Source organism: Mucilaginibacter phyllosphaerae (assembly GCF_004378255.1).
GTDB lineage: Bacteria > Bacteroidota > Bacteroidia > Sphingobacteriales > Sphingobacteriaceae > Mucilaginibacter > Mucilaginibacter phyllosphaerae.
Window position 1 is genome coordinate 746,630 of the sequence record NZ_SNQG01000002.1, and the last position, 22,620, is coordinate 769,249.

Consider the following 22,620-nt stretch of genomic DNA (forward strand, 5'->3'; position numbering starts at 1 on the left):
AATCAAAACGCCTGCCGGGTAACCGGCAGGCGTTCTTGTTTTTTACCTGGGATTAGAATGCCTTATGTTACCCGCTTTTTGTTTACATGTTTTGGTGGCGCTATATTCGCAGCACACTATTTTTTAGATATTTGATAATGAGTTGTTTGCTGATATTGTTGAGTGTTCACGCCGTGAACGTGAACACCCTGATGAGCCAATATTTGATATTACCGGTTATACGGATACTCGTTTATCCAATGGAAACCCCGATTGATCAGTCTGAATTTATTGATGTCGAATTTTTTAAGATTGATGGTTACCGAATCTTTTTTTAGGGTGCCTTTCAGTACTAAGAGGTCTTTGTTTGGTTGGCTGTACTTGTAAAAGGATTTAGCCGAAGTATCCGAGTAGCTATACATGGCAATAGTATGCTTAACAGTGTCTATTTTAAAATCATGCGTACGGCTGGTGTCGTCGCTCATAATTACTTTTGCCCTGCCTTCGTAACTTACTACCAGTTTATCCCAGCGCGTGGTATCGGTTTTAAGCGGCGGGATAGTGTCTTTATTCCGGATAAAACTTTGCACGTTGTAGATGCCATACAAAGGCGGCTTTTGAGCAAGGTCGCCGTATTGGGTCCTGGCTTGCACATCCCCATAAAAACTCATGGCAACAGTATAAATAACCAGTATATATTTTACAGTGGTTAGGGTAATGTTTTTCCAGCGTTTTTTATACTGATGGCGACCCAGATTGGCGGGCTGGGCGGGTTTATTCAAAATGAAAAAGTTTAGCAGCCTGATGAAATCCTTGCTCAGGATGTAGGCGCACATCACAACCAGCATGGTAGATAGCAGCTTAACCGGCACATCAAAACAATAATTTATAGCCATAATATTGCCGGCCACTACCAACCCGATGATGGCACCCAATGTAGCCGTGCGTCGGAAGAATAATAATATGCCGCATAAAAATTCGGCCATACCTGTAAAGTAGTTAAACCCGGTAGAGTAGCCCATATATGTCCAGGCTAAACCCATGGGCGATGCATTACCAAAAGGCTGCAGCAACTTGTCGGGCGTGGGGCCGGGGAATTGTAGTTTAATTATTTTTACACAGCCATAGGTTACCATGGTAATGGCCACATAATAACGAACAATTACAGTTAGCCAATAAAACAAGTTGTTGTAATTACGCGCTTTACGGTCGGCAAGGGTCCATATCAGGCTACCGGCAACAGCTAAAAAGAAGCCGAACAGCAGCAGCACGTTATCATAAGTGGTATCGCCGCTGCCGTTGGTAAATACGGTTATAGGTTTATCTAAGCGGAGTATGTGCGCACCTATCCAAACAATTAATTTGTGGATAGGCTCGATATATATTTCATATAGCTTATCTATATTAGGGAGTACGCCGTTGGGGTTAAAAATAATGTACTGGATAAAAAAGATAAAGAAAAAGCGCAGGGCTATTTTGCGCCCGGGCGACCAGTAGGCAGGTTCGGCAACGGTGGTGGTGGTCATTGTATCAGGGTTAGTGTAGCCCTAAAATAATAAATAAACGGTTTATTTTTAAAGCGTTTAAATTTTTATAGATCAATAATTTTTCTTTTTCAGCTGTTTTCGTCTTTTTTATATTTTAAAATCAACCGTATCCGGCAAACCTTTTAAATTAAGAGTTGTAATTTATAAGGAGATTTAATTATTATGACGCCTATATTTTTTACCGTTGGAAACGATAGAGCTATAAAGGTTATACCTAATACCCAGGCAGAGGTAAACGGGCACCCCGTGTTAACTTACACTTATAATATATATAATAATGGTGAACTGAACGAAGAACAGGAGCACCGCCAGGAAAGTGAACTTTTACTCGAAACAAAAACCGACCCAACCTATCTGGGCTTTATTACGTTTGAAGACCCCGGAAAATTATTTACTTACACTGCCGACGGCTACGAAGAACTGACATCGCATGAAGTGGAAGAAATTATTGAAAACATAAGCCATTACCGCGATCAGCCGGGGTTATGGAGTATTTAATAGGGGCGCCTAACAGGCTGTAAACAGCAGCATTAAGAAACAAAACCGGGCTTTATTTCCACTCGTTTATCGCATCGCTTAAATCATAAACTGGTACGTTGTTTATGGCCGAAGCAATGATCCCCACAGCAGCAGCCGAGCGGTAGCCGGCAGCGCAATGCACTATTATAGGTTTATCGGCAGGTATTTCGCCAACGCGTTCGCGCAATTCGGGTAATGGGATAGTCAAGGAATTACTGAAGATCTTGCCGCTTTTTATCTCCGCCCAGTTCCGCACGTCGATAATTGTATAGTGGTTTGTATGGGCTTTAAAATCGGCGTAGTCAATATTAGGTGATCGTTCCGTTGCATTTACAGGGGTAAGTATGGCTGCGGTAATGTTTTGCTCGTAACCTATTTTTGCCGTTTTTTTAATGATGATCTCCAGTTCTTCATCAGTAGCGGCTATCAGGTAAAATGGCTCATCAGGGCCAATAACAGAGCCCAGCCAGGTCTCAAATTTTTCGCCGTCCTGCAAATTGATAGAATGGTTTACATGCCCGTTCCGGTAAGCCTCTTTAATACGTGTATCAATGATGAGAGCATCCTTTTCAAATATAATACCTGCAGATGGGCGGTTAACCATGCCTATGCTTTCCTCAAAATTTGGCGCGCCGTTTTTATTCATTTCTACATCATAACCAAAGTATTTGGGCATAAAGGGCTGGTCGGCAGTAAGTACTTTCACAAAATCCAGCTCGTTCATCAGTTGCAGGGCATAATTATCCCTCAATTCTTTACCAATGGTGGTTTGCAGATCGGGGCTCATGCTTTTACCGCAAAGCGAGCCGGGGCCATGTGCCGGGTAAACCGTAACATCTGCGGGTAAAACCATCAGCTTATCGCGGGTACTGTGGTACATCTGGCGGGCCAGTTCCTCTTTTTTGGCGGTAATATTGCCGGCGTTTTCGCGCAGATCGGGGCGGCCAACATCGCCTGCAAACAGGGTGTCGCCGGTAAATACGGCGCAATGGCGGCCGGTCTCATCTTCTAATAACACACAAATAGAATCGGGCGAGTGGCCGGGGGTATTTATGGCTTTTAGTTTGATATCATTCAGTTGGATAAAATCGCCATCATCAAAAGTTTCATGGGGGTAAGCGGCACCGGCAAGTTTGCTTACATAAATAACGGCGCCGGTAGTTTGGTGGATCTCCAGGTGCGAACTTACAAAATCGGCATGGGGGTGGGTTTCAATAACCCCTGTAATATCTGCATGGTGCAGGGCGGCAAAGTCATAGTAAGGCTGCGGGTTGCGGGCAGGGTCGATAACAATCATGCGGCCCGTGCGGATAATGGCGTAAGAAGCATGCGCCAAACCTTTGTCGTAAAACTGGTGAACTATCATATAACGTGTCAGTGCCGCAAAGATATACGTTTAGTTGAATGGTTGGAAATGTGAATGTAGGAGGGAAGTAAAGATATGGCTTGGTTAGCTGCAGGCAGGAGTAATTGAGTAATCAGATAAATTACAATCTATGTAGGAATTAGATACTGGCTTATTTATTAAACCAGTTGATCACAAACGATAGCCGGGACATTTTGATAAACGCGGCCAAAAAACGATTTATGGGTAATGTTTTCATCTTCGGTGCATTAGTTATATAATATAAACGTTACGCCATAAAAATATTGTTATTATAGTTTTGTACACTGTAATTTATAATTGTTCCACATAATTAATTCTGGTAGCAGATAGCTGTTTTCAATTAGCGCCAAATAGTTATTTTTGCTGGCTATGAGTATTGCAAAAACCTATTCGCCCGCAGAAACCGAAGAGAAATGGTACAGTTACTGGTTAAAACATAACTTTTTCAGATCAGTGCCTGATGACAGGGAACCTTACACCATTGTTATCCCGCCGCCAAATGTAACCGGTGTGCTGCACATGGGCCATATGTTAAACAATACCATACAGGATGTACTGATCCGCCGCGCCCGCATGAAAGGTAAAAACGCCTGCTGGGTACCAGGTACCGACCATGCCAGTATTGCCACAGAGGCCAAAGTTGTAGCCATGTTGAAAGAACGCGGCATCAGCAAAAAAGACCTGAGCCGCGAAGATTTCTTGAAATACGCCTGGGAGTGGAAAGAGAAATACGGTGGTATCATATTAGATCAGCTCAAAAAATTAGGCGCCTCTTGCGATTGGGAGCGTACCAAATTTACGATGGACGAGGACATGAGCGAATCTGTAATAGATTACTTTGTTCATCTGCATAAAAAGGGCTGGATCTATCGCGGCATACGCATGGTTAATTGGGACCCGCAAGGTAAAACCGCCGTTAGCGATGAAGAGGTTATCCGTAAAGAGGTAAATCAAAAGCTTTATTATATAAATTATAAAGTATCGGGAGAAGACGGTCACTTAACCATTGCCACCACCCGCCCCGAAACTATTATGGCTGATGCAGCTATCTGTATCAACCCCAATGACGAGCGTTACACCCATTTGCATGGTAAAAAAGTTTTCATCCCGCTGATAAACCGAGAGATCCCGGTTATACTGGACGAGTATGTGACCATGGATTTTGGTACCGGTTGCTTAAAAGTTACCCCGGCGCATGATCTGAATGACTATGAACTTGGCCAGAAACACAAGCTACCCGTTATTGATATTTTAAATGATGATGCCACGCTGAACGAAAAAGCGCAGATACTGGTAGGCGAAGACCGTTTCATCGCCCGTAAAAAAATTGCTGTTTTGCTGGAAGAAGCAGGCGCGCTGGAAAAAACAGAAGATTACACCTCGCAGATAGGCTACAGCGAGCGTACCAATGCTGCTATTGAGCCAAAGTTATCTATGCAATGGTTCTGCAAAATGCCCGAGCTGGCTAAACCTGCGTTACAGTATGTATTGAATGGCGATGTGAAACTGATCCCCGAGAAGTTTGTGAATACCTACCGCCATTGGATGGAGAACGTGCGCGATTGGAATATCAGCCGCCAGCTATGGTGGGGCCAGCAGATCCCGGCCTACTATCTGCCAACCGGCGAATTTGTGGTTGCCAAAACTAAAGAGGAAGCTTTAACAGAGGCTCAAAAGATTGATGCTTCGTTAACCATAAATGATTTGACACAGGACGAGGACGTATTGGATACCTGGTTCTCATCGGGCTTGTGGCCAATATCGGTTTTTGATGGTGTGCGTAACCCGGATAATGCCGAGATCAACTATTATTACCCAACAAACGACCTGGTTACCGCCCCCGAGATCTTATTCTTTTGGGTGGCCAGGATGATCATGAGCGGCCATGAGTTACGTGGGCAAAAGCCGTTCAGCAATGTGTATCTAACAGGTATTGTGAGGGATAAATTGGGCCGTAAAATGTCTAAATCATTAGGTAACTCGCCGGATCCTCTTGACCTGATTGCTCAATACGGTGCAGATGGTGTGCGCGTAGGTATGCTGTTGTGCTCGCCTGCCGGTAACGACCTGATGTTTGACGAGAAATATTGCAAACAGGGTAGCGGCTTTGCTAACAAAATTTGGAATGCCTTTAAACTGGTAAAAGGCTGGGAAGTAGACGAAAGTTTAACATCAAACAACCAAACGGCTATTGCCTGGTTTGGCAGCCGTTTTAACCAGGCTTTAACCGAAATAGAGCACGATTTTGCCCAGTACCGTTTATCAGAGGCGCTGATGGACACTTATAAACTGGTTTGGGACGATTTCTGCGCCTGGTACCTGGAAATGGTTAAACCGGCCTATCAGCAGGGTGTAGAAAAACAAAAGATCGATGCCGAAACGTACCAGGCTACCGTAGCTTTTTTTGAAGATATTTTAAAGGCCCTGCATCCGTTTATGCCGTTTTTAACCGAAGAACTTTGGCATGATGAACTGTTTGGCACCCGTGCCGAAATGGATTGCTGTATAGTGGCACAACTGCCTGTAAACGGCGAAGTTAATACACAGTTGATTGCGGAAATTGAGGTTATTAAGCAGGTAGTAGAAAAAATAAGGAATACCCGCGATACCAATCAGCTATCGCCAAAAGAAGCATTGCCCCTGGCGATAAAGGCAAATTCAGCTATTGATTATTCCGGCTATAAAACCATCATAAAACAACTGGGTAACGTTAACGATCTTAGCCTGGTAAACGATGCCGTAAATGGTGCAAGCAGTTTTATTGCCGGCACCGATGAGTTTTTTATTACGCTTAACATAGCTATAGATGTTGACGCCGAACGCGAAAGGTTGCAAAAAGAGAAAGAGTATCTGAGCGGCTTTTTAAGATCAGTTGATGCAAAGCTTAATAACGAACGTTTTATGGCAAATGCAAAGCCCGAAATTATTGATAACGAATTAAAGAAGAAAGCTGATGCAGAAGCTAAACTAAAGATTGTTGAAGACAGCTTACGCGGACTGGCAGGTTAATTGTATAATATTGGGCAGTATAAATACCCGAATAATAATATTGCGTATATTATACCACCAAATTATTATTTTAGTTGGCCTGATATTAAAACCGTAGTAAACAAGTGAGTTTTTTTAATTTTTCAATTAATAAAATATTAACCCGCGACCTGTCTATCCTTGATCAGGCACGTATTCGTTTACTTTATTTTGGTTTTTTACTGGCAATTGTAGGTGTAGGTGCTTTATTTTTAAGTATTTACCTGCAAGGCCTGCACGTTATGACGCTTACCGCAGGCGGCGTTTTAATAGCAATAACCGCCCTTTTTAAATACCTTACCTTTAAGCCGCACTGGCGCACCATATCGCATCTTTTGCTGGTTATTGGTACAATGGTAAACCTGGCTACGGTTTTTGTTATTTTACAGGATGTAAATATTATTACTGTACAAGTAATAATATTGGTAATTGTGTTTAGCTTTTACATGCTTGGGCAAAATTGGGGAATGTTTTACTCACTCCTCAACTTGTTGCCGGTGCTCATTTTTATGGTGATGAAGTATGACCATAATTATTTTATGGATTTTAAACCCGAACGGGCCGACGAATCAACTACCATTATAGCGGTGTTTGCCAACTTTATACTCATCATATTTATTCATAGCCATTTCTACACGGCGTTCTTAAAAAATATGAAGCAGCTAAAAGATACCGGCGAAGAACAGGCTGCGCTTAATATTAAGTTTGAAAAAGCGATAGAAAAGGCCGAAAAATCATCTCAGGTACAATCGGAGTTCTTGTCTACCATGTCTCATGAGATCCGTACACCGCTTAACGCGGTAATAGGTATGAGCAACCTGCTGCTGATGAACAGCCCGCGGCCGGATCAGAGCGAAAACCTGGATATCCTGAAGTTTTCGGCCAACAATCTGCTGGCTATTGTGAATGATGTGCTCGATTTTAATAAAATAGAATCCGGAAAAATTGTATTCGAAAAGATCAAGTTTAACCTGGCAGATCTGATGCAGAATATATGTGGCGGCCAGATTATTAAAGCAGAAGAAAAAGGGCTTTTATTTAAGCTGGATATTGACAGCGCTTTGCAGCGTAAGCTTGTTTTTGGCGACCCAACACGTTTAACACAAATTATATTTAACCTGGTAAGCAATGCTATTAAGTTTACCGCAGAAGGTAATATTTGGGTAAGGGTAACCTGCCTGGAAGATCGCCATAACAACATTACCGTTGGCTTTTCGGTAAAGGACACCGGTATAGGCATCAAAAAGAATAATCTGGAAAATATATTTGAACCCTTTACTCAAGAATCTATAACTACCACCCGCCAATATGGTGGCACAGGTTTAGGCCTTGCCATTGTAAAGCGTTTGCTGGAGTTGCAGGGGCTGCAGATGCATGTAAGCAGCAAGATCAACCATGGGTCTGAGTTTTCGTTTAATATGGAGTTCCCGGTATCAACAGAGCTGGCTGCAACTAAAAACAGCGGCACATCGGTTTCTGAGGTGCGGTCGCAACCCGCATACACGCAGCCTGTTTTACAGCAGTTTATGAGCATGGAGGCTGAAAACCCCGGCAGCGGCCTGCGCATACTGATTGCCGAAGATAACCCGGTAAATGTAATGCTGATGAAAAAGCTGTTCTCTAAATGGAGCATTGTGCCAACCATTGCCGAAAACGGCGAACGCGCCGTGGAGATAATGCAATACGGTAATTTTGATATTATTTTAATGGACCTGCAAATGCCGGTAATGAATGGGTTTGATGCATCTATCGAGATCCGTAAAATGACAGACCCTGCAAAGGCTAATATCCCTATCATCGCATTAACCGCATCGGCACTTTTTGATATACGCGACCAGGTAACCAGCGCCGGTATGAATGATTATGTAGCCAAACCATTTAAGCCCGATGAATTGATGGAGAAAATTCAAAACCTGGTGGCTACTGTATAATTTCTACAAATCCCGGTATCCCGGTAATTCCTCTAAAAATTTATAGCTTTCGTTATCATGGTTTATACTGCAATAGTAATGCATCAGGCCATTGCTTACAGCCATTAGCTTCACTTTGTGCACCATGTTGTAACGCGCAGCCTGGTCAAAGGTGGCCTGAGTAATGGTAATGGCCGGTGCTTTGCATTCAACCAGTAAGATCCTTTCGCCCGATGAATTAAATACTACAATATCGGTACGTTTAGCCATGCCATGCAGTTTAAGGCCTCCCTCCAGCTTAATCAGGGTTTTTGGGTAATGTTTTTGCCTGATAAGGTATTGTACAAAGTGCTGGCGTACCCATTCCTCGGGCGTAAGCACGATGTTTTTTTTTCTTAACTCGTCAAAAAGTGTAAGCTGCCCGTTATCATCGGTAAGCTTAAACGGATAGGGCGGGAGGTTAAGCGGCTGTAACATTAAGTCAAAAGTAAAAAGTAAAAAGCCAAAAGTGTCTTTTCAATAGCTATTTATGTGGAATATTATTCCACATGTAATGCTTTTTACTTTTTACTTTTTACTTTTGACTTTACAGATGGCTGCTCCTGATATTATAAAAGACCTTAAGAACCGCAAACTAAAACCTGTGTACCTGCTGCACGGCGAGGAACCTTATTATATCGACCTGGTGAGCAATTACATCGAGCATAACCTGTTATCTGATGCGGAGAAGGGTTTTAACCAAACCGTATTATACGGTAAGGATACCGATATCATGACTGCCATAAACGCTGCAAAACGGTACCCGATGATGAGCGATTACCAGGTGGTGATGGTAAAAGAGGCGCAGGACATGAAATGGGGCAGGGATGATGACGATAAAAAAAGCATCAACCCCATACTTAGCTATCTGGAGAACCCGCTGCAAAGTACTGTGCTTGTTTTTTGTTATAAGTATGGCAAGTTTGATAAGCGTAAAAAAACGTACAAGGCCATAGAGAAGAACGGGCTGATATTTGAATCGGCCGCTTTGTATGATAGTAAGATCCCGGGGTGGATAGAAAGCTACGTAGCCGATAAAAAGTACAAAATTAACCAGCAGGCCGCCGCCATGCTCTCAGAGTACCTGGGTAACGATCTTTCTAAAATAGCTAACGAACTGGATAAGCTGATGCTGAATATTAGCGCCGGGCAAGAAATAACCTTGCAGCTGATACAGGATAATATTGGCATAAGCAAAGAGTATAATGTGTTTGAGCTGCAATCGGCTTTAACCAGGAAGGATGCTTATAAGGTTAACCAGATCGTTAATTATTTTGAGGCCAATCCCAAAGCAAACCCTATTGTATTGGTGTTAGGCAATTTAAATAACTTTTTCAGCAAAGTGCTGGCTTATCATTACGTTAAGGATAAATCAAATGCAGCCCGGGAAATTGGCGTTAACCCGTATTTCTTAAAAGATTATGAACAGGCCGCAAGGGGATACAATCTTGGTAAAACCTTCCAGGTGATCAGTTACCTGCGCGAGTACGATCTGAAAAGCAAAGGGGTGGAATCAAACACCGGCCACGGTGGCTTGATGAAAGAATTGATGTTTAAAATTCTGCACTAAAATACCCCATAATCCATTGCAAAGCATTATAAATTGGAGTAATGCACATGGATGAAATTATCTGACAACCGGCTGGGTACACACGCTTGCACATATTTTGCACAATTCACTACTTTGTAAATTAGTCGTTTTAAATTCTTTTATTTTTAACTGTTGAGATAAAATATATCTCATATGGTAAAAATTAATATTGAATTAAAAATGGGCTGGAGTGTAAGGAAGAGAAAAGCATTGATTATTATAATGCTTACAGGAATGATAGCATTACAAAATTGCAAAAAAACAGAAGCGCCACCGGCAACTGTTAATGCAGCATCAAGTAATAAGGAGGATAAGGATGTTGCTATCAATGCGAATGATGATTTTGCAGCAATAACATGGGGCACTGTTAAAGGGCAGCCTTTAGGTACCCACGAAATACATGGCGAGGCTGTAAACGGAAAGCTTTACATTTTTGGCGGCTACGATATTAATAAAAGGCCGCAATGGACCCCAACCAAGCGTGCCTATGTATTTGACCCGGTTACCAATATGTGGGCAGCTATTAAAAGCCTGCCTCATGAACCGTATGGCTCAAACTTTGGTGGGGTAACCCATGTTGGCGTAACAACCGATGGAACAGATATTTATTTTGCCGGTGGATATGTTTCAAACGCTGCAGGTACCGGGCAGGTTTTTGGTACCAAGCAAGTTTGGAAGTATAGCACCGCAACCAATACCTACACCCGGTTGCCGGATTTGCCGCAGGCCCTGGCCGCCGGGCAATTAAAGTATTTAAATGGTAAAATTCATTATATGGGCGGGGCTAATATGGCGCGTGCGGATATTAATATTCACTTAGCCTTAGATTTAAATAACCAGGCCGCAGGCTGGCAATCGCTGGCGCCGCTCAACAACGCGGTAAACCATCCCGGCTCGGCTGTTTTAAACGGAAAGATCTATTTCATAGGTGGTGCGCATCATCAGGACGACAATACGGTTACGCAAAGAACGCTGGAAGTTTATGATGAACAAAACAACGTATGGACAAATCTGGCCAACATGCCTGTCGGCGTCGACCATATTTCGTCGTCAGTAATTACTTATGGTAACAGGCTTATTGTACTTGGCGGCGAAACATCCCATAATGTTTTAAGTAACCAGGTTGCTGCCTACAACCCGGTTACCAACACCTGGGCGCAGCTCACACCGCTGCCTGCAGCAAGGTCTGCCGGGGTTGCGGCAGTGTTAAACGGTACAATTTATTATACCGGCGGCAACTTTTCTAATGTAAACCGTAAAGGCACACCCGTTATTAATACGGCATCTGTTGATCTGCTGCCCGCTGCGGATGCTTTTGTTCGCAACGGGAGTTTTGCTTCAACCAATTATGGTAATGATACCGTTTTAACTATAAAAGGTGCGGCAGTTAATTATTTTCGTTCGGCTTATCTTAAGTTTTTGTTAAACGATATCACCTCGATATCATCGGCAACGTTGCGGGTTTATGGTAAAAACATTGATAATTCATCCCCTGTAAGCTTATCTTGCTATGGTATAGATGACGATGCCTGGTCAGAAACCGGCCTGGTGTTTAATAATGCCCCGCAAAGCGGCTCAATCGCTTTAAGCAGTGCAGTGGTTAATAACCAATTAAGTTATGTAGATTTTGATGTTGCCAATTACGTAAGGGCTCAGTTTAATGCTGATAAAACGGTTAGCTTATTAATAAAAGATGCTGCAAATAAAAATGCCGCCATACAACTTAGCAGTAAGGAGAGCAATGCAGGTAAGCCATTGCTTATCATAAAGTAAGATCGTAATTATTGAATTTATGCCAAGGGATATAACATTGTTTTTACATGTCATCACAATACATTAAATTTTAGTTTGTCAGCACATTTTTTAACCTTTGCGGATGATCAGGGATCGCGCGTATTAAACACCCTGGCTGCACTTTATCTATGAACCATTGGTTAGTAAAATCAGAGCCTTTTAAATATAGCTGGGAAAAATTCAATCAGGAAGGCCGTACCTTTTGGGATGGTGTGCGTAACTACCAGGCACGTAATAACCTGCGCGGCATGCAGGTTGGCGACTTAGTACTGTGGTACCACAGTAACGAGGGTAAAGAAATTGTAGGCATTGCCCGTGTGGTTAAAGAAGCCTATCAAGACCCAACCACCGACGATAAAAACTGGGTGGTGGTTGATCTGGAGCCCGTACAAAGCCTTAAAAAAGCCGTAACGCTGGAGCAGATCAAAGCAGATGAGCGTTTAAAAGATATTGGCCTGGTAAGGCAGGGCCGCCTATCGGTAATGGCCGTAACCCGCGAAGAGTTTGACCGGATCCTGGAAATAGCAGGAGAGTAACAACAGATTAATTAAATTAAGCATATAATTTACAAAGGTCACAGAGATTTATTCTTTATGACCTTTGTGCTTTTATATATCAGATACGCCCGGTGTTAAACAGCAAGCTGGTTTGCTATTTTTCTGCACCAAAAAATAATGCTTTAAGTTCGGTAGCATCGTTAGGTTTCATTTTGCCGCCTAATATCAGGCGTAGCTGGCGGCGGCGTAAAGCGCCTTCAAAAAGCTCAACCTCTTCAGGTGTTTCGGCTTCAAACGGCGGTACGGGGATGGTGCGGCCATTTTGGTCAAGCGCCACAAAAGTGTAGTAAGCCTCGTTACTTTTTACTTTCGTACCGGATGGTATGTTTTGGGCATATACATCAAGCCTAACTTCTACCGATGTGGTAAATGCACGCGAAACTTTGGCCTCAATGGTTATTACATCCCCCAGTTTTATGGGGTGCTGAAAAGAAACATTATCTACAGAGGCAGTTACCACAATGCGGTTACAATGTTTTTGTGCAGATATGGCAGCGGCGATATCCATCCAGTGCAATAAACGGCCCCCCATTAAATTGTTTAGGGTGTTGGTATCATTGGGTAATACCAGTTCGTTCATAATGGTGAATGATTCTTTAGACGATTTTCCTTTCATGCAGCAAAGATAAAATTTACAAGGAAAGTATCCGCCTGAAAACCAAAGACTATTGCCTGGCAGTACTTAATAAGCTATAACCCACCAACTGCTCATAACGCGAGCCCGTTTGGCGGTAATAAACCAATAACTGGTACTCGTTTTCGGTTTCAAAGTAATTGCCTTCTAAGGTAATATCGTCTGGCTGGCGGGTGGCGTTACTTACCCAAACATATTGGTAATCGTACACGCCCTGTTTCAGCAACAGGTCGGTGTACCAGCGGCCACGGCTGTCAAAAGTTAGTTTGCTGCGGTCATCCAGCTTGTAATCATTAAACTGGCCAACAATATAGGGGGTGCCGTCTTCCGGCGATTTGTTGGCGGCAAGGCTAAAATACATATGTGCATAATCTGCATCCCGTCGCGGGTCGCTGCCATCCTGGTTAAGAATGTAGAATTTACCGTCGATATCATAAAACAGGGTATAGTTTGGCAGGTTGCGGCTTGGGTCGCCCAGTAAAACAACCGTGTTAGCGGTATCTTTATAGATCTTTGCAATGCGCTCGGAATTAAGTTTCAGCGTACGCGTGTCAAAATGCCTGAATTCGTTGCGGCCTGCAAAATCATTAATATTTACATCGTTATAAACCAGCTGCGTACCGCGAATGTAAGTCGGCACATTGTTCATCCGGCCGGTTTGGGGCTTTGCATTCTGCATCAGTAACACCCGGATATCGGTATTTGGGTTTTGTACCGGTAAGCCGCTGTAATCAATTGTAAAATTTATTTTTTGATTGGTACGCCTGGTGGCCACGTTGTTTGAAGAGATGATATTTGCGCTTGCAGATACCCGCTTGCTTACAACATATAACCTGCGGGTAAGTATCAGTTTGCTTTGGTCGCCATCCTCATAAACCTTTAAAATATAATTGCCGGATATTTTGGGGATGATGTTGCGGTTGGGAATCTTAATCTCGTAATGCGTGTATTTTTGAAATGTGGCCGATGAATAGGTATAATCGTTCAGCCGGTCATCTGTAAAGCTTTCCAGGTATTCGGCAGGCGAAAGGCGCGACGGGTTCCAGGTGGCATCGCAGTGCTGCAGGGTATAGTTAAAAGTACGGCTGGCGCCGCTTAGGTCATCAAAGCCCAGGGTAACGGTTTCGCCACCACCCAGGTCAATAACCGGGAATGAAGCTGTTTTGGTTGAGTTGTAAAATTCAACACTTTTTATCTCGGGCCGGTAAACGTTATTATCATAAGGCGTGGTTTGCGCAAGGCAGGATGTGCTTATAAAAAAACAAAACAACAAAGTGTAGCAGCAGGCTTTCATCAACACAAGATATAAAAAAGCCCCGTTATGTAGAATTTATAATTGCTGTAATTTGCTGTCGCGGGTTTATTTGCTGTCGCGGGTTTAGCGAAGCGTAACCCGTGACACGGCACAAGGTAAGCTTTCAGCTTACTTCAGCTGAAAGCTGAAGCCATGCTACACCACGAGCTGAAAGCTCGCGGCAGCGTAACCCGTGACACGACACAAGGTAAGCTTTCAGCTTACTTCAGCTGAAAGCTTAACCATGCTGCTACACCACGAGCTGAAAGCCCGCAGCAGCAAGTACTTTCTTAGGCTTCCAGCTCCATGATCTGGTCTGCCAGGGCTTCCCATTTTTGCTGGTACTCGCCAAGCTCCATTTTTTTAAGCTGATAATCATTGTTTATCTGCTTTAGCCTGTCTGCCTGGTTAAATATGGTGTTATCTGCCAGTTGGGTTTCGTATTGCTTTATTTCTTTTTCAAGGCCGGCAATATGCTCTTCCATTTTGGTCAGGTCCTGATTAAGTTTTTTTAGCTGCTGAGTTTTGTTTTCGCTTTGCGGCTGTTTAACCGGCTCCGGCTTTTTCTCTTCCTTTTTTGGCTGAGGGGCAGGGGCAGCCGCTTTAGGGTCTAACTTGCGTTTAGCGTTCCACTCATCATACTCGGCGTAAGTGCCCGGGTATTGTTTTATTTTCTGGTTTTCGATAAACCAGATCTTGTTGGCCACATTGTCCAGGAAGTACCTGTCGTGCGATACCACGATCACCGTACCTTCGTACTGTTGCAGCGCCTGTATCAAGATGTTTACAGATGCCATATCCAGGTGGTTGGTAGGCTCATCCAGTACTAAAAAGTTAGCATCGGCGGTTAATGCCTTGGCCAGTGCCACACGCGATTTTTCGCCACCCGATAGTACCTTGATCTTTTTAAATACATCATCCCCGGTGAACAGGAATGATCCCAATATCGAGCGCAGTTCCGTATCGGTATGTTTTGGGGCGAATGATTGAAGTTCCTGCAGTATCTGGTGCTCCAGGTGCAGGCTTTCTAACTGGTGCTGCGCAAAAAACGTTTGGGATACGTTATGGCCGGTTACGGCAGTACCCCCAAATTCTTTATCGGCACCGGCTACAATACGCAGCAGGGTAGATTTACCCTTGCCATTGGCACCTATCAGGGCTATTTTATCACCTTTTTCAATAATGGCTTCGGCGTCATCCAGAATATCAATAGCAGGATATTTTTTGGTGATATGCTCTAAGGTGGTTACGTGGCGGCCGGATTGTTTGCTGAACCTGAAACTGAAGTTCACTTCCGGGTTCTCATCATCCACATCATCCACACGCTCCATCTTATCCAGCATCTTGATACGCGACTGCGCCATTTTTGCCTTGGATGCTTTGGCACGGAAACGCTCTATCAAACGCTCCTCCTGTTTTATTTTTGATTGCTGGTTTTTGAACTCGCCGCGCTGAATTTCGGCACGCAGTGCTTTTTCTTCCAGGTAAAAAGTATAGTTGCCCGCATAAACGTTCAGTTTGCCCTTACGCGACTCTACCGTGCGGTTAATCACCTTATCTAAAAACCACCTATCGTGGGATACGATGATGATAGCGCCGCTAAACGCTTTCAGGTAATCTTCCAGCCATTGGATAGACGGTAAGTCCAGGTGGTTGGTAGGCTCATCCAGCAAAAGGATATCGGGCGCCTGTAAAAGAATCTTGGCCAGCATTACACGCATGCGCCAGCCCCCGCTAAAGGTGCTTAATTTGCGCTGGCAATCTTCCTCGCTAAAGCCAAGGCCGGCTAAAATTTCGTGTGCTTTGTATTCGATGTTATAACCGTCAAGCAGCTCAAATTCGTGTTGCTTGTCGCTTAGTTTGTGCAGCAGGTCTTCCGTATAATCTGTTTCCAGTTTTTTAAGCAAAACCTCTATCTCGTCGTGCAGCTGGTTCTGGCGCTCAAAGGCCTCCATGGCCACATGTACAATGTTTTTGTCTGATGAATAGGATAGCAGATCCTGGTTAAGGTAACCCATGGTCAGGTCCTTAGCCATTGATATGGTGCCCGATGTAGGTTTATAATCGCCCACAATGATCTTTAAAAGCGTGGTTTTACCGGTACCGTTGGCACCAATCAAACCAATTTTTTCGCCTGGTTTTATATGCCAGTTAGCTTCATCATACAAGGCGCGCGCACCAATCTCAAACGTAAGGTTATTTATAGCTATCATTTCGGGCGCAAAGATACGTTTTTGCAGGGAGAGGTAAAAGGAGAGATTGGGAATTAGTGATCAGAGATTAGTGTTTGTGACGATAATATGCCAATAACTAATCTCTGATCATCTCTCTGATCATCAATTAACTAATCGCTAACCCTTTAATGTTTCCATCCACCCCTGTGCCATTAGCTTTTCGCCGGCAATACTGGGGTGTACGCCATCCAGCGTCCAGTAGGTGGCCGGCGCGCTTTTAAGGGCGTTATTAAATATGGTTTGGTAGGGGATGAACGGCGCATCGTACTGCGTGGCAATATCGCGGGCCGCCTTGCGGAACAGATCAAACGTGGGGTACCATTTGGCATCAACAAATTTGGTTCCTGTAAGACCAAAGGGCTCGCCGATGATGAATTTTACGCCGGGCAAGGCTGCTTTGGTGCGGTCTAACAGTTTTTTATAGTCGTTGATGTAAGTTTCAATAGTGCCGGTGTAGCCGCTGGTAAGCGTATGCCAAAAATCATTTACGCCTATATGGATGCTTACTACGGTTGGTTTAAGGGCAATGCAATCAGTATCCCATCTTTCGGCCAGTTGGTAAACCTTGTTGCCGCTTACGCCCTTGTTGTAGATCTGCAGGTTTTTTTCGGGAAACCTGGCCAGCAGTTCGCCTGCGGCAAGCAAAGTATAGCCGTTGCCCAGGGCCCCGGTATCATTAGGCGTGGTTTTATTATGGTCGCGGCCCCAGTCGGTAATTGAGTCGCCCTGAAATAAAATTACATCGTCCTTATTCAGCTGTATTTTTTTGCCGGCAGGTGCTGTAACAGCGGCGGATACAATTTGCGGTATGCTGAGAGCCGCAACTGCGCCCATAGCGGTATTTTTGATGAAATTACGGCGGGAGTTTGAAGTATGATCTTTCATTTTAAGTTAAGCCTGGTAGTTTAATTGGTTATGCCTAAAGTACAATAATCTTTTTAATCAATATATTGATTAGCGAAAAACGATAAATTTGCGCCATGTATCAATTGCTTAAACCCCTGTTGTTTCAGTTCGACCCGGAGAACGTGCATTACTTTGTTACCCGCAACCTTAAGCGTTTTAACCGTTTGCCGGGCGGTAAAGCGTTAAGCAAGGCCCTTTGGGGGGCGGATGACAGGCGGCTGGAGCGCGACGTTTTTGGCCTTAAGTTTAAAAACCCGGTAGGCCTTGCCGCCGGGTTTGATAAAAATGCCGAACTGATCAGCGAAATGGGCAACCTGGGCTTTGGCTTTGTAGAGGTAGGCACGGTTACCCCTTTGCCACAACCGGGAAATGATCAACCGCGGATGTTTCGCCTGCCGGCGGATGAAGCGCTGATCAACCGGATGGGCTTTAACAACCATGGCGTGGATGTTGCTGCCGAACGCATTGCCGCGTATCGTAATAGTTTGAAACCGGGGCAGCAGGCACTGATAGTGGGCGGTAACATTGGCAAAAATAAAGTAACACCCAACGAGGATGCCGTAAGCGATTATATCAAATGTTTCGACAGGCTTTTTGATGTGGTTGATTATTTTGTGGTGAATGTAAGTTCGCCCAACACGCCCGGCCTGCGCGCCTTGCAAGAGAAAGAGCCGCTGATGCATATTTTAAACACCCTGCAGCAACGCAACAGTAAAAATGGTATCAGCAGGCCTGTGTTATTAAAGATAGCGCCAGACCTTACCAATGAGCAGTTAGATGATATTGCTGATATTGTAAAACAAACCGGCATTGCAGGCATTATAGCTACCAATACCACCATTAGCCGCGAGGGCTTAACATCGGCGCATCAAAATGAAACGGGCGGCTTAAGCGGCAGGCCTTTAACTAAACGATCCACAGAGGTTATCAGCTATTTGCATAAAGCATCGGCAGGAGCGTTCCCGATAATAGGGGTGGGCGGTATCCATTCTGCGGCTGATGCTGTAGAAAAAATAGCAGCGGGTGCATCACTGGTGCAACTGTACACCGGCTTTATTTATGAAGGCCCGGCTTTAATAGGAAGAATTAATAAAGAAATATTGAAAGGTAAGTAATATGGCGAATGAAGAAGCTTTAAAAAAGGTTTGTAAGGATCTGAATATAGAATTTGACGAAGGCGACCTGAATGATTGGGGGATCGTAAACTCCGACCCGGCCAGGGTAGGCGAGTTTATGAAATATTATAAAACTGCCGGTTTTGATGAACAGGTGAGGCCCCACGTATTTGAATTGGTATTGTCATCCTATAACGATGCTATTTTGGGCAGAAAATTAAATCAGCAGTTAAAAGCTGATTTCGCGGAGATCATCATAGAATCGCGCAGCATGCCGGGCCTTAAGGTAGTGCGCGAGTACTGGAAAGAGATCTACGACAGGAAGGATTTCCCGATAGGCAGGCTTTTATAGCCCGCCGGATAGCACAACATAAAGCACAAAAAAGGCGTACCGGTTAATGGGTACGCCTTTTTCAATTTCTTAAAAAAGAAGAATTACTTAGATGCAGCAATAGCTAAAACAGCGTTGTTTTTGGCTATCTGGCTATCTTTTTTCTCTGCAGAACGGCTTCCTAACTCAATGTTGGTAGCTAATTTCAAAAACTGAACTTCTAAACGTGAAGTAGTTTTGTTCCTTCTATCTTTTCTTTTTAAACGAGTAACGCCCATGACTTTTTTATTTAAATGTTTTTAACCTTGAGGTCGGGAGCGGATTCGAACCGCTGTAGGAGGTTTTGCAGACCTCTGCCTAGCCACTCGGCCACCCGACCATTTTTAAGGATTGCAAAAATAGTAATTATTTGTTGTCAATCAATTTTTATTTAAAGCTTTTTGCACTAAGTTGTGAACAGCAGATGGCTGTGGCTATGGCCACGTTTAAAGATTCGGCCTTGCCTATACGCGGAATGGTGATGGCTTTGGTTACTAATGGCTGTATATCAGGCCGTATGCCGTTGCCTTCGTTGCCCATAATTAATAAGCCCTCGGTGCCAAAATTGGTAGTGTAAATATTATCGCCATTTAGTAAAGTACCAAAAACGGGCAGCTTTGCCGCCGAAATAAGGCCTGCCAAATTAGTGTAAACTATATTTACCCGTGCCAGCGAGCCCATGGTAGCCTGCACAACTTTTGGGTTGTAAGCATCAACCGTATCTTCCGAGCAGATAATGTTGGTAATACCAAACCAATCTGCCGTGCGGATAATGGTCCCCAGGTTGCCGGGGTCTTGTACGCCATCTAAAACTAAGCTGAACTTATTTTTTAAGGTTTTGTGGTTTAAATCGCCCCATTGGGGTATTTTAACGGTGGCAATGGCATCGGCCGGGTTTTTTAATGCGCTTATTTTTTGCAGATCGTTTAAAGAAATCTCCTGATAGTTTATTTTTCGGGATAAATTAAGCAATTTTGAGGCAATATCAGGCGTATGATACAGGGTATGGATATGGTAGCCGGAGTGAATAAATTCAGTAATTGATTTATATCCCTCTACCATAAATAAACCATGTTCCCTGCGAAACTTTTTATGTTGTAAGGACGTTAGTAAACTTATTTGTGATTTTGAAAGCATATCATATACCCGGCCATTTCCGTCTTGCAATATTAAGTATTTTGATGGTTATTATCGGCGCAGGGTGTAGTATTACACGCGGCATTAAAGATGACCAGGCGCTGGTACGTAAAGTTACCATCAATGGCGTTGATAAGGAGTTTTCTGAAGAAGCCCTCAATTATATCGACAAAGAGCAGCAGCCCAATAACTGGCTTAACCTGCAGTTTTATTACCTGTTCAGCAAAAATGGTAAAAGCAAAATAGGCGAGGCGCCCGCCCTGCTGGATAGTAACCTGGTAGAGTTTTCGCGCCTGCAAATTCAAAAATACCTGGTTAACAAAGGCTTTTTAAAAGCCAGGGTATCCGATTCCATCGTGATTAAAAATAAAAAGGCCAAATTAATATTTACTGCTACCGAGGGGCCGCTTTTTAAGATCCGTAATTTTAGGGATAGTATTGAGGATGCCAAAGTAAGGGAACTTTACCGCAAAACCCGTAAGCAATACTCGCACGTTAACAAGGGCAGCCGTTTTGATACGGATAGTTTAGCCTATGACCGCGACCAGTTTTACCAGGTAATGAAGCGGAACGGATACTTTGATTTTTACCGGCAGTACATCAGCTACCTGCCCGATTCGAGCTTTAACAAGAGCATTGTTGATGTGGTAATGACCATTGATAACCCTGCCAATAAAAAGGAGCATCCGATTTATACCATCAATAACACGTTAATAACAATTTCTAAAAGCAATGGCCGCACCACGGGCAAGGCCGATACCATACAGGTTGATACGCAATTCAGGTTTGTAGATTACTCGGGCCGGTTTAAACCGCGAACCACTACAGATTATATCTTCCAGAAAAAAGGGGAGAAGTATGATATAGACAAACAAACGCTCACTACCACACGCTTATCTGAGCTTAACGTTTTCAGGAACGTGCCAAACCCGACGTATGAGAAACTATCTGACAGTACCAATAGGCTGAATACCAAAATTGATATAGTGCCCTTAAAACGCATGACTGACCGCGTAGAGGCAGAGTTTTTATTTAACCAGGGGCGCTTTGGCTATAACCTGGGCAATACGTTTACCAACCGCAACATATTTAAACAAGCGGCCATATTACAGGTTAAGCTTAACTGGAGCATTTTATTTGACAACGGCAACTCGGCGGTTGACCAGGGTATCCAGAACCAGGATTTCAGGACGGGCGTGAGCCTGATCTACCCCAGGCTGTTGCTGCCGTTCAAATTCCCTAACCTGGCTAAGTTTGGGGTGCCGCATACTACTTTTTCTACCAACTTTCAGCTGTTTTATCAAAAAGGCCTGGTAGAACGGAGAAGTTTTATTAACTCTGTAACCTACGACTTTTTTGAGACCGCGCGTAAGCAGCACTCTATTACGCCCATCAGTATAGAATTTTCCAGCGGGAGTATAGATCCAATTGCCAAAGCCGAACTTTTAAGGCAAAACCGCTATTCGTATGTGTATCTTATCGGGCGTACCACATTTACATCGGGCAGCCAGTACACGTTTCAATATAATGCGCAGGAGCTAAATACTTATAAAGATTTTATTTATTTTAGGGGGAACCTTGATTTAGGCGGCGGCCTGCTCAGTTTATTAAGCAAGCTGGCCAATTCCCCAAAAGATACGCTTGGTCAGCGTACCATATTTGGCTACGCCTTTTCGCAGTATGTAAAGGCAGAGGTAGATTACCGCTGGTACCGCAGCCTGGGCGGCGAAAAGCAGTTTATTTTTCGCTTTAACCCCGGTATTGGCATACCATACGGTAACAGTAACCAGCTGATATTCGAAAAAAACTTTTATACCGGCGGCGCCAACGACATCAGGGCGTGGTTGCCGCGTACCCTGGGCCCAGGGCAGTTTAACCGTGCCAGCTACGGGCTTGGCGGCGCAGCAGATACCACACGTGCACGTTTAAAATACCTGGATCAGTTTGGCGAAATAAAGATTGTAGCCAATGCCGAATACCGTTATAAACTGGCCGATAACTTTTTTGGCTCCAAACTAAAAGGAGCCTTTTTTATAGATGCAGGCAACGTATGGCGTTTAGGCAAGCAGGTTGATAACCCTAACGGCGAATTCAAGTTTAATAATATCCTAAAATCTACAGCCATTGGCATTGGTACCGGCTTGCGTTTAGACCTGAACTTTTTTATCTTTAGGCTGGATGCGGCATTTAAATTTAAAGACCCACAGTTTAACGGCTCAGATCAATGGGTTTTTGTTAAGCACTTTGGCGAGGTATTTGGCAGCGGCCCTTTCAAAGCAAATTACCAGCAAACCAACGGCGAAAATTACGGCTTTATGCAACTCAATTTTGGTATAGGACTGCCGTTTTAATGGTGGTTAGAAATCTATTAATTAGAGATTAGTTAATATCAAGGGAACGGAAATTTGTAAATTGGAGTTTATTTGAAGTTTTTAAAACAAAGAGCTTGGAATAGCATTCCTCTAACCTCTAACCTCTAACCTCTAACCTCTAACCTCTAACCTCTAACCTCTAACCTCTAACCTCTAACCTCTAACCTCTAACCTCTAACCTCTAACCTCTAACCTCTAACCTCTAACC

18 protein-coding genes, 1 tRNA gene and 1 pseudogene are annotated in these 22,620 nt (G+C 43.7%); 10 read left to right on the plus strand and 10 right to left on the minus strand.

Annotated elements, in window-relative coordinates:
* Positions 1-209 precede the first annotated feature (209 nt).
* Positions 210-1,505 (minus strand): hypothetical protein, encoded by a 1,296-nt coding sequence (locus tag E2R65_RS08110; RefSeq protein WP_134335976.1) that lies wholly within the window; start codon positions 1,503-1,505, stop codon positions 210-212.
* Positions 1,506-1,688: 183 nt separating this feature from the next.
* Here E2R65_RS08110 and E2R65_RS08115 point away from each other — a divergent pair, with 183 nt between their 5' ends.
* Positions 1,689-2,024 carry a hypothetical protein gene (locus tag E2R65_RS08115; protein ID WP_134335977.1) on the plus strand — a complete coding sequence of 112 codons (336 nt, stop codon included), beginning with the start codon at positions 1,689-1,691 and terminating at the stop codon, positions 2,022-2,024.
* Between the two features lie 52 nt (positions 2,025-2,076).
* Here E2R65_RS08115 and E2R65_RS08120 read toward each other — a convergent pair whose 3' ends face one another.
* Entirely contained in the window at positions 2,077-3,411 is a 1,335-nt protein-coding gene (locus tag E2R65_RS08120) for an MBL fold metallo-hydrolase (protein WP_134335978.1), read from the minus strand.
* A 390-nt stretch (positions 3,412-3,801) separates the two neighbouring features.
* Here E2R65_RS08120 and E2R65_RS08125 point away from each other — a divergent pair, with 390 nt between their 5' ends.
* Positions 3,802-6,441 (plus strand): valine--tRNA ligase, encoded by a 2,640-nt coding sequence (locus E2R65_RS08125; RefSeq protein WP_134335979.1) that lies wholly within the window; start codon positions 3,802-3,804, stop codon positions 6,439-6,441.
* Positions 6,442-6,545: 104 nt separating this feature from the next.
* Entirely contained in the window at positions 6,546-8,390 is a 1,845-nt protein-coding gene (locus E2R65_RS08130) for an ATP-binding protein (RefSeq protein WP_134335980.1), read from the plus strand.
* A gap of 3 nt (positions 8,391-8,393) precedes the next feature.
* Here E2R65_RS08130 and E2R65_RS08135 read toward each other — a convergent pair whose 3' ends face one another.
* Positions 8,394-8,846, minus strand: a complete 453-nt coding sequence (locus E2R65_RS08135; protein WP_134335981.1) for a type I restriction enzyme HsdR N-terminal domain-containing protein — start codon at positions 8,844-8,846, stop codon at positions 8,394-8,396.
* Positions 8,847-8,961: 115 nt separating this feature from the next.
* On the opposite strand from E2R65_RS08135, the gene holA reads away from it, so the two are divergent.
* From holA to E2R65_RS08150, 3 genes are all read left to right on the plus strand, one after another.
* Positions 8,962-9,978, plus strand: a complete 1,017-nt coding sequence (holA, locus tag E2R65_RS08140) for a DNA polymerase III subunit delta (protein ID WP_134335982.1) — start codon at positions 8,962-8,964, stop codon at positions 9,976-9,978.
* 255 nt (positions 9,979-10,233) lie between these two features.
* Positions 10,234-11,772, plus strand: a complete 1,539-nt coding sequence (locus E2R65_RS08145; RefSeq protein WP_158285240.1) for a CBM96 family carbohydrate-binding protein — start codon at positions 10,234-10,236, stop codon at positions 11,770-11,772.
* Between the two features lie 149 nt (positions 11,773-11,921).
* Complete coding sequence (locus tag E2R65_RS08150; RefSeq protein ID WP_134335984.1) at positions 11,922-12,329, plus strand: EVE domain-containing protein; 408 nt, start codon at positions 11,922-11,924, stop codon at positions 12,327-12,329.
* 115 nt (positions 12,330-12,444) lie between these two features.
* On the opposite strand, the gene E2R65_RS08155 is transcribed toward E2R65_RS08150, so the two are convergent.
* Together E2R65_RS08155 and E2R65_RS08160 are read right to left on the minus strand one after the other, a co-directional pair.
* A complete protein-coding gene (locus E2R65_RS08155) occupies positions 12,445-12,966 on the minus strand; it encodes an acyl-CoA thioesterase (RefSeq protein ID WP_134335985.1) in 522 nt (173 codons plus the stop codon).
* Between the two features lie 49 nt (positions 12,967-13,015).
* Positions 13,016-14,278: a type IX secretion system plug protein gene (locus E2R65_RS08160; protein ID WP_134335986.1), complete on the minus strand. Its 1,263-nt coding sequence runs from the start codon at positions 14,276-14,278 to the stop codon at positions 13,016-13,018.
* Positions 14,279-14,329: 51 nt separating this feature from the next.
* On the opposite strand from E2R65_RS08160, the pseudogene E2R65_RS19985 reads away from it, so the two are divergent.
* Positions 14,330-14,383, plus strand: a pseudogene (locus E2R65_RS19985) (PGF-CTERM sorting domain-containing protein); the annotation flags it as partial.
* A 185-nt stretch (positions 14,384-14,568) separates the two neighbouring features.
* Here E2R65_RS19985 and E2R65_RS08165 read toward each other — a convergent pair.
* Positions 14,569-16,491 (minus strand): ABC-F family ATP-binding cassette domain-containing protein, encoded by a 1,923-nt coding sequence (locus E2R65_RS08165; RefSeq protein ID WP_134335987.1) that lies wholly within the window; start codon positions 16,489-16,491, stop codon positions 14,569-14,571.
* A gap of 138 nt (positions 16,492-16,629) precedes the next feature.
* A complete protein-coding gene (locus E2R65_RS08170; RefSeq protein WP_134335988.1) occupies positions 16,630-17,397 on the minus strand; it encodes an SGNH/GDSL hydrolase family protein in 768 nt (255 codons plus the stop codon).
* Positions 17,398-17,492: 95 nt separating this feature from the next.
* On the opposite strand from E2R65_RS08170, the gene E2R65_RS08175 reads away from it, so the two are divergent.
* Positions 17,493-18,533: a quinone-dependent dihydroorotate dehydrogenase gene (locus E2R65_RS08175; protein ID WP_134335989.1), complete on the plus strand. Its 1,041-nt coding sequence runs from the start codon at positions 17,493-17,495 to the stop codon at positions 18,531-18,533.
* Position 18,534: 1 nt separating this feature from the next.
* Positions 18,535-18,885 carry a hypothetical protein gene (locus E2R65_RS08180; protein WP_134335990.1) on the plus strand — a complete coding sequence of 117 codons (351 nt, stop codon included), beginning with the start codon at positions 18,535-18,537 and terminating at the stop codon, positions 18,883-18,885.
* A gap of 83 nt (positions 18,886-18,968) precedes the next feature.
* Here the strand turns inward: E2R65_RS08180 and E2R65_RS08185 are convergent, their stop codons facing one another.
* From E2R65_RS08185 to E2R65_RS08195, 3 genes are all read right to left on the minus strand, one after another.
* On the minus strand, positions 18,969-19,142 hold the full coding sequence (locus E2R65_RS08185; RefSeq protein WP_134335991.1) for a spore protein: 174 nt from the start codon (positions 19,140-19,142) through the stop codon (positions 18,969-18,971).
* Between the two features lie 30 nt (positions 19,143-19,172).
* A tRNA-Cys gene (locus E2R65_RS08190) sits at positions 19,173-19,243 on the minus strand.
* A gap of 47 nt (positions 19,244-19,290) precedes the next feature.
* Positions 19,291-20,070 (minus strand): TrmH family RNA methyltransferase, encoded by a 780-nt coding sequence (locus tag E2R65_RS08195; protein ID WP_308472299.1) that lies wholly within the window; start codon positions 20,068-20,070, stop codon positions 19,291-19,293.
* 14 nt (positions 20,071-20,084) lie between these two features.
* Between E2R65_RS08195 and tamL the strand changes: the two genes are divergently transcribed.
* Complete coding sequence (gene tamL, locus E2R65_RS08200) at positions 20,085-22,391, plus strand: translocation and assembly module lipoprotein TamL (RefSeq protein WP_229704662.1); 2,307 nt, start codon at positions 20,085-20,087, stop codon at positions 22,389-22,391.
* Positions 22,392-22,620 lie beyond the last annotated feature (229 nt).

Coding starts and splice junctions, on each gene's coding strand:
- E2R65_RS08135 (WP_134335981.1), bottom strand. CDS start 8,846: ATGTTACAGCCGCTTAACCTCCCGCCCTATCCGTTTAAGCTTACCGAT.
- E2R65_RS08175 (WP_134335989.1), top strand. CDS start 17,493: ATGTATCAATTGCTTAAACCCCTGTTGTTTCAGTTCGACCCGGAGAAC.
- E2R65_RS08180 (WP_134335990.1), top strand. CDS start 18,535: ATGGCGAATGAAGAAGCTTTAAAAAAGGTTTGTAAGGATCTGAATATA.
- E2R65_RS08115 (WP_134335977.1), top strand. CDS start 1,689: ATGACGCCTATATTTTTTACCGTTGGAAACGATAGAGCTATAAAGGTT.
- E2R65_RS08145 (WP_158285240.1), top strand. CDS start 10,234: ATGATAGCATTACAAAATTGCAAAAAAACAGAAGCGCCACCGGCAACT.
- E2R65_RS08125 (WP_134335979.1), top strand. CDS start 3,802: ATGAGTATTGCAAAAACCTATTCGCCCGCAGAAACCGAAGAGAAATGG.
- E2R65_RS08165 (WP_134335987.1), bottom strand. CDS start 16,491: ATGATAGCTATAAATAACCTTACGTTTGAGATTGGTGCGCGCGCCTTG.
- E2R65_RS08170 (WP_134335988.1), bottom strand. CDS start 17,397: ATGAAAGATCATACTTCAAACTCCCGCCGTAATTTCATCAAAAATACC.
- E2R65_RS08120 (WP_134335978.1), bottom strand. CDS start 3,411: ATGATAGTTCACCAGTTTTACGACAAAGGTTTGGCGCATGCTTCTTAC.
- holA (WP_134335982.1), top strand. CDS start 8,962: ATGGCTGCTCCTGATATTATAAAAGACCTTAAGAACCGCAAACTAAAA.
- E2R65_RS08185 (WP_134335991.1), bottom strand. CDS start 19,142: ATGGGCGTTACTCGTTTAAAAAGAAAAGATAGAAGGAACAAAACTACT.
- E2R65_RS08160 (WP_134335986.1), bottom strand. CDS start 14,278: ATGAAAGCCTGCTGCTACACTTTGTTGTTTTGTTTTTTTATAAGCACA.
- E2R65_RS08155 (WP_134335985.1), bottom strand. CDS start 12,966: ATGAAAGGAAAATCGTCTAAAGAATCATTCACCATTATGAACGAACTG.
- tamL (WP_229704662.1), top strand. CDS start 20,085: ATGGTTATTATCGGCGCAGGGTGTAGTATTACACGCGGCATTAAAGAT.
- E2R65_RS08150 (WP_134335984.1), top strand. CDS start 11,922: ATGAACCATTGGTTAGTAAAATCAGAGCCTTTTAAATATAGCTGGGAA.
- E2R65_RS08110 (WP_134335976.1), bottom strand. CDS start 1,505: ATGACCACCACCACCGTTGCCGAACCTGCCTACTGGTCGCCCGGGCGC.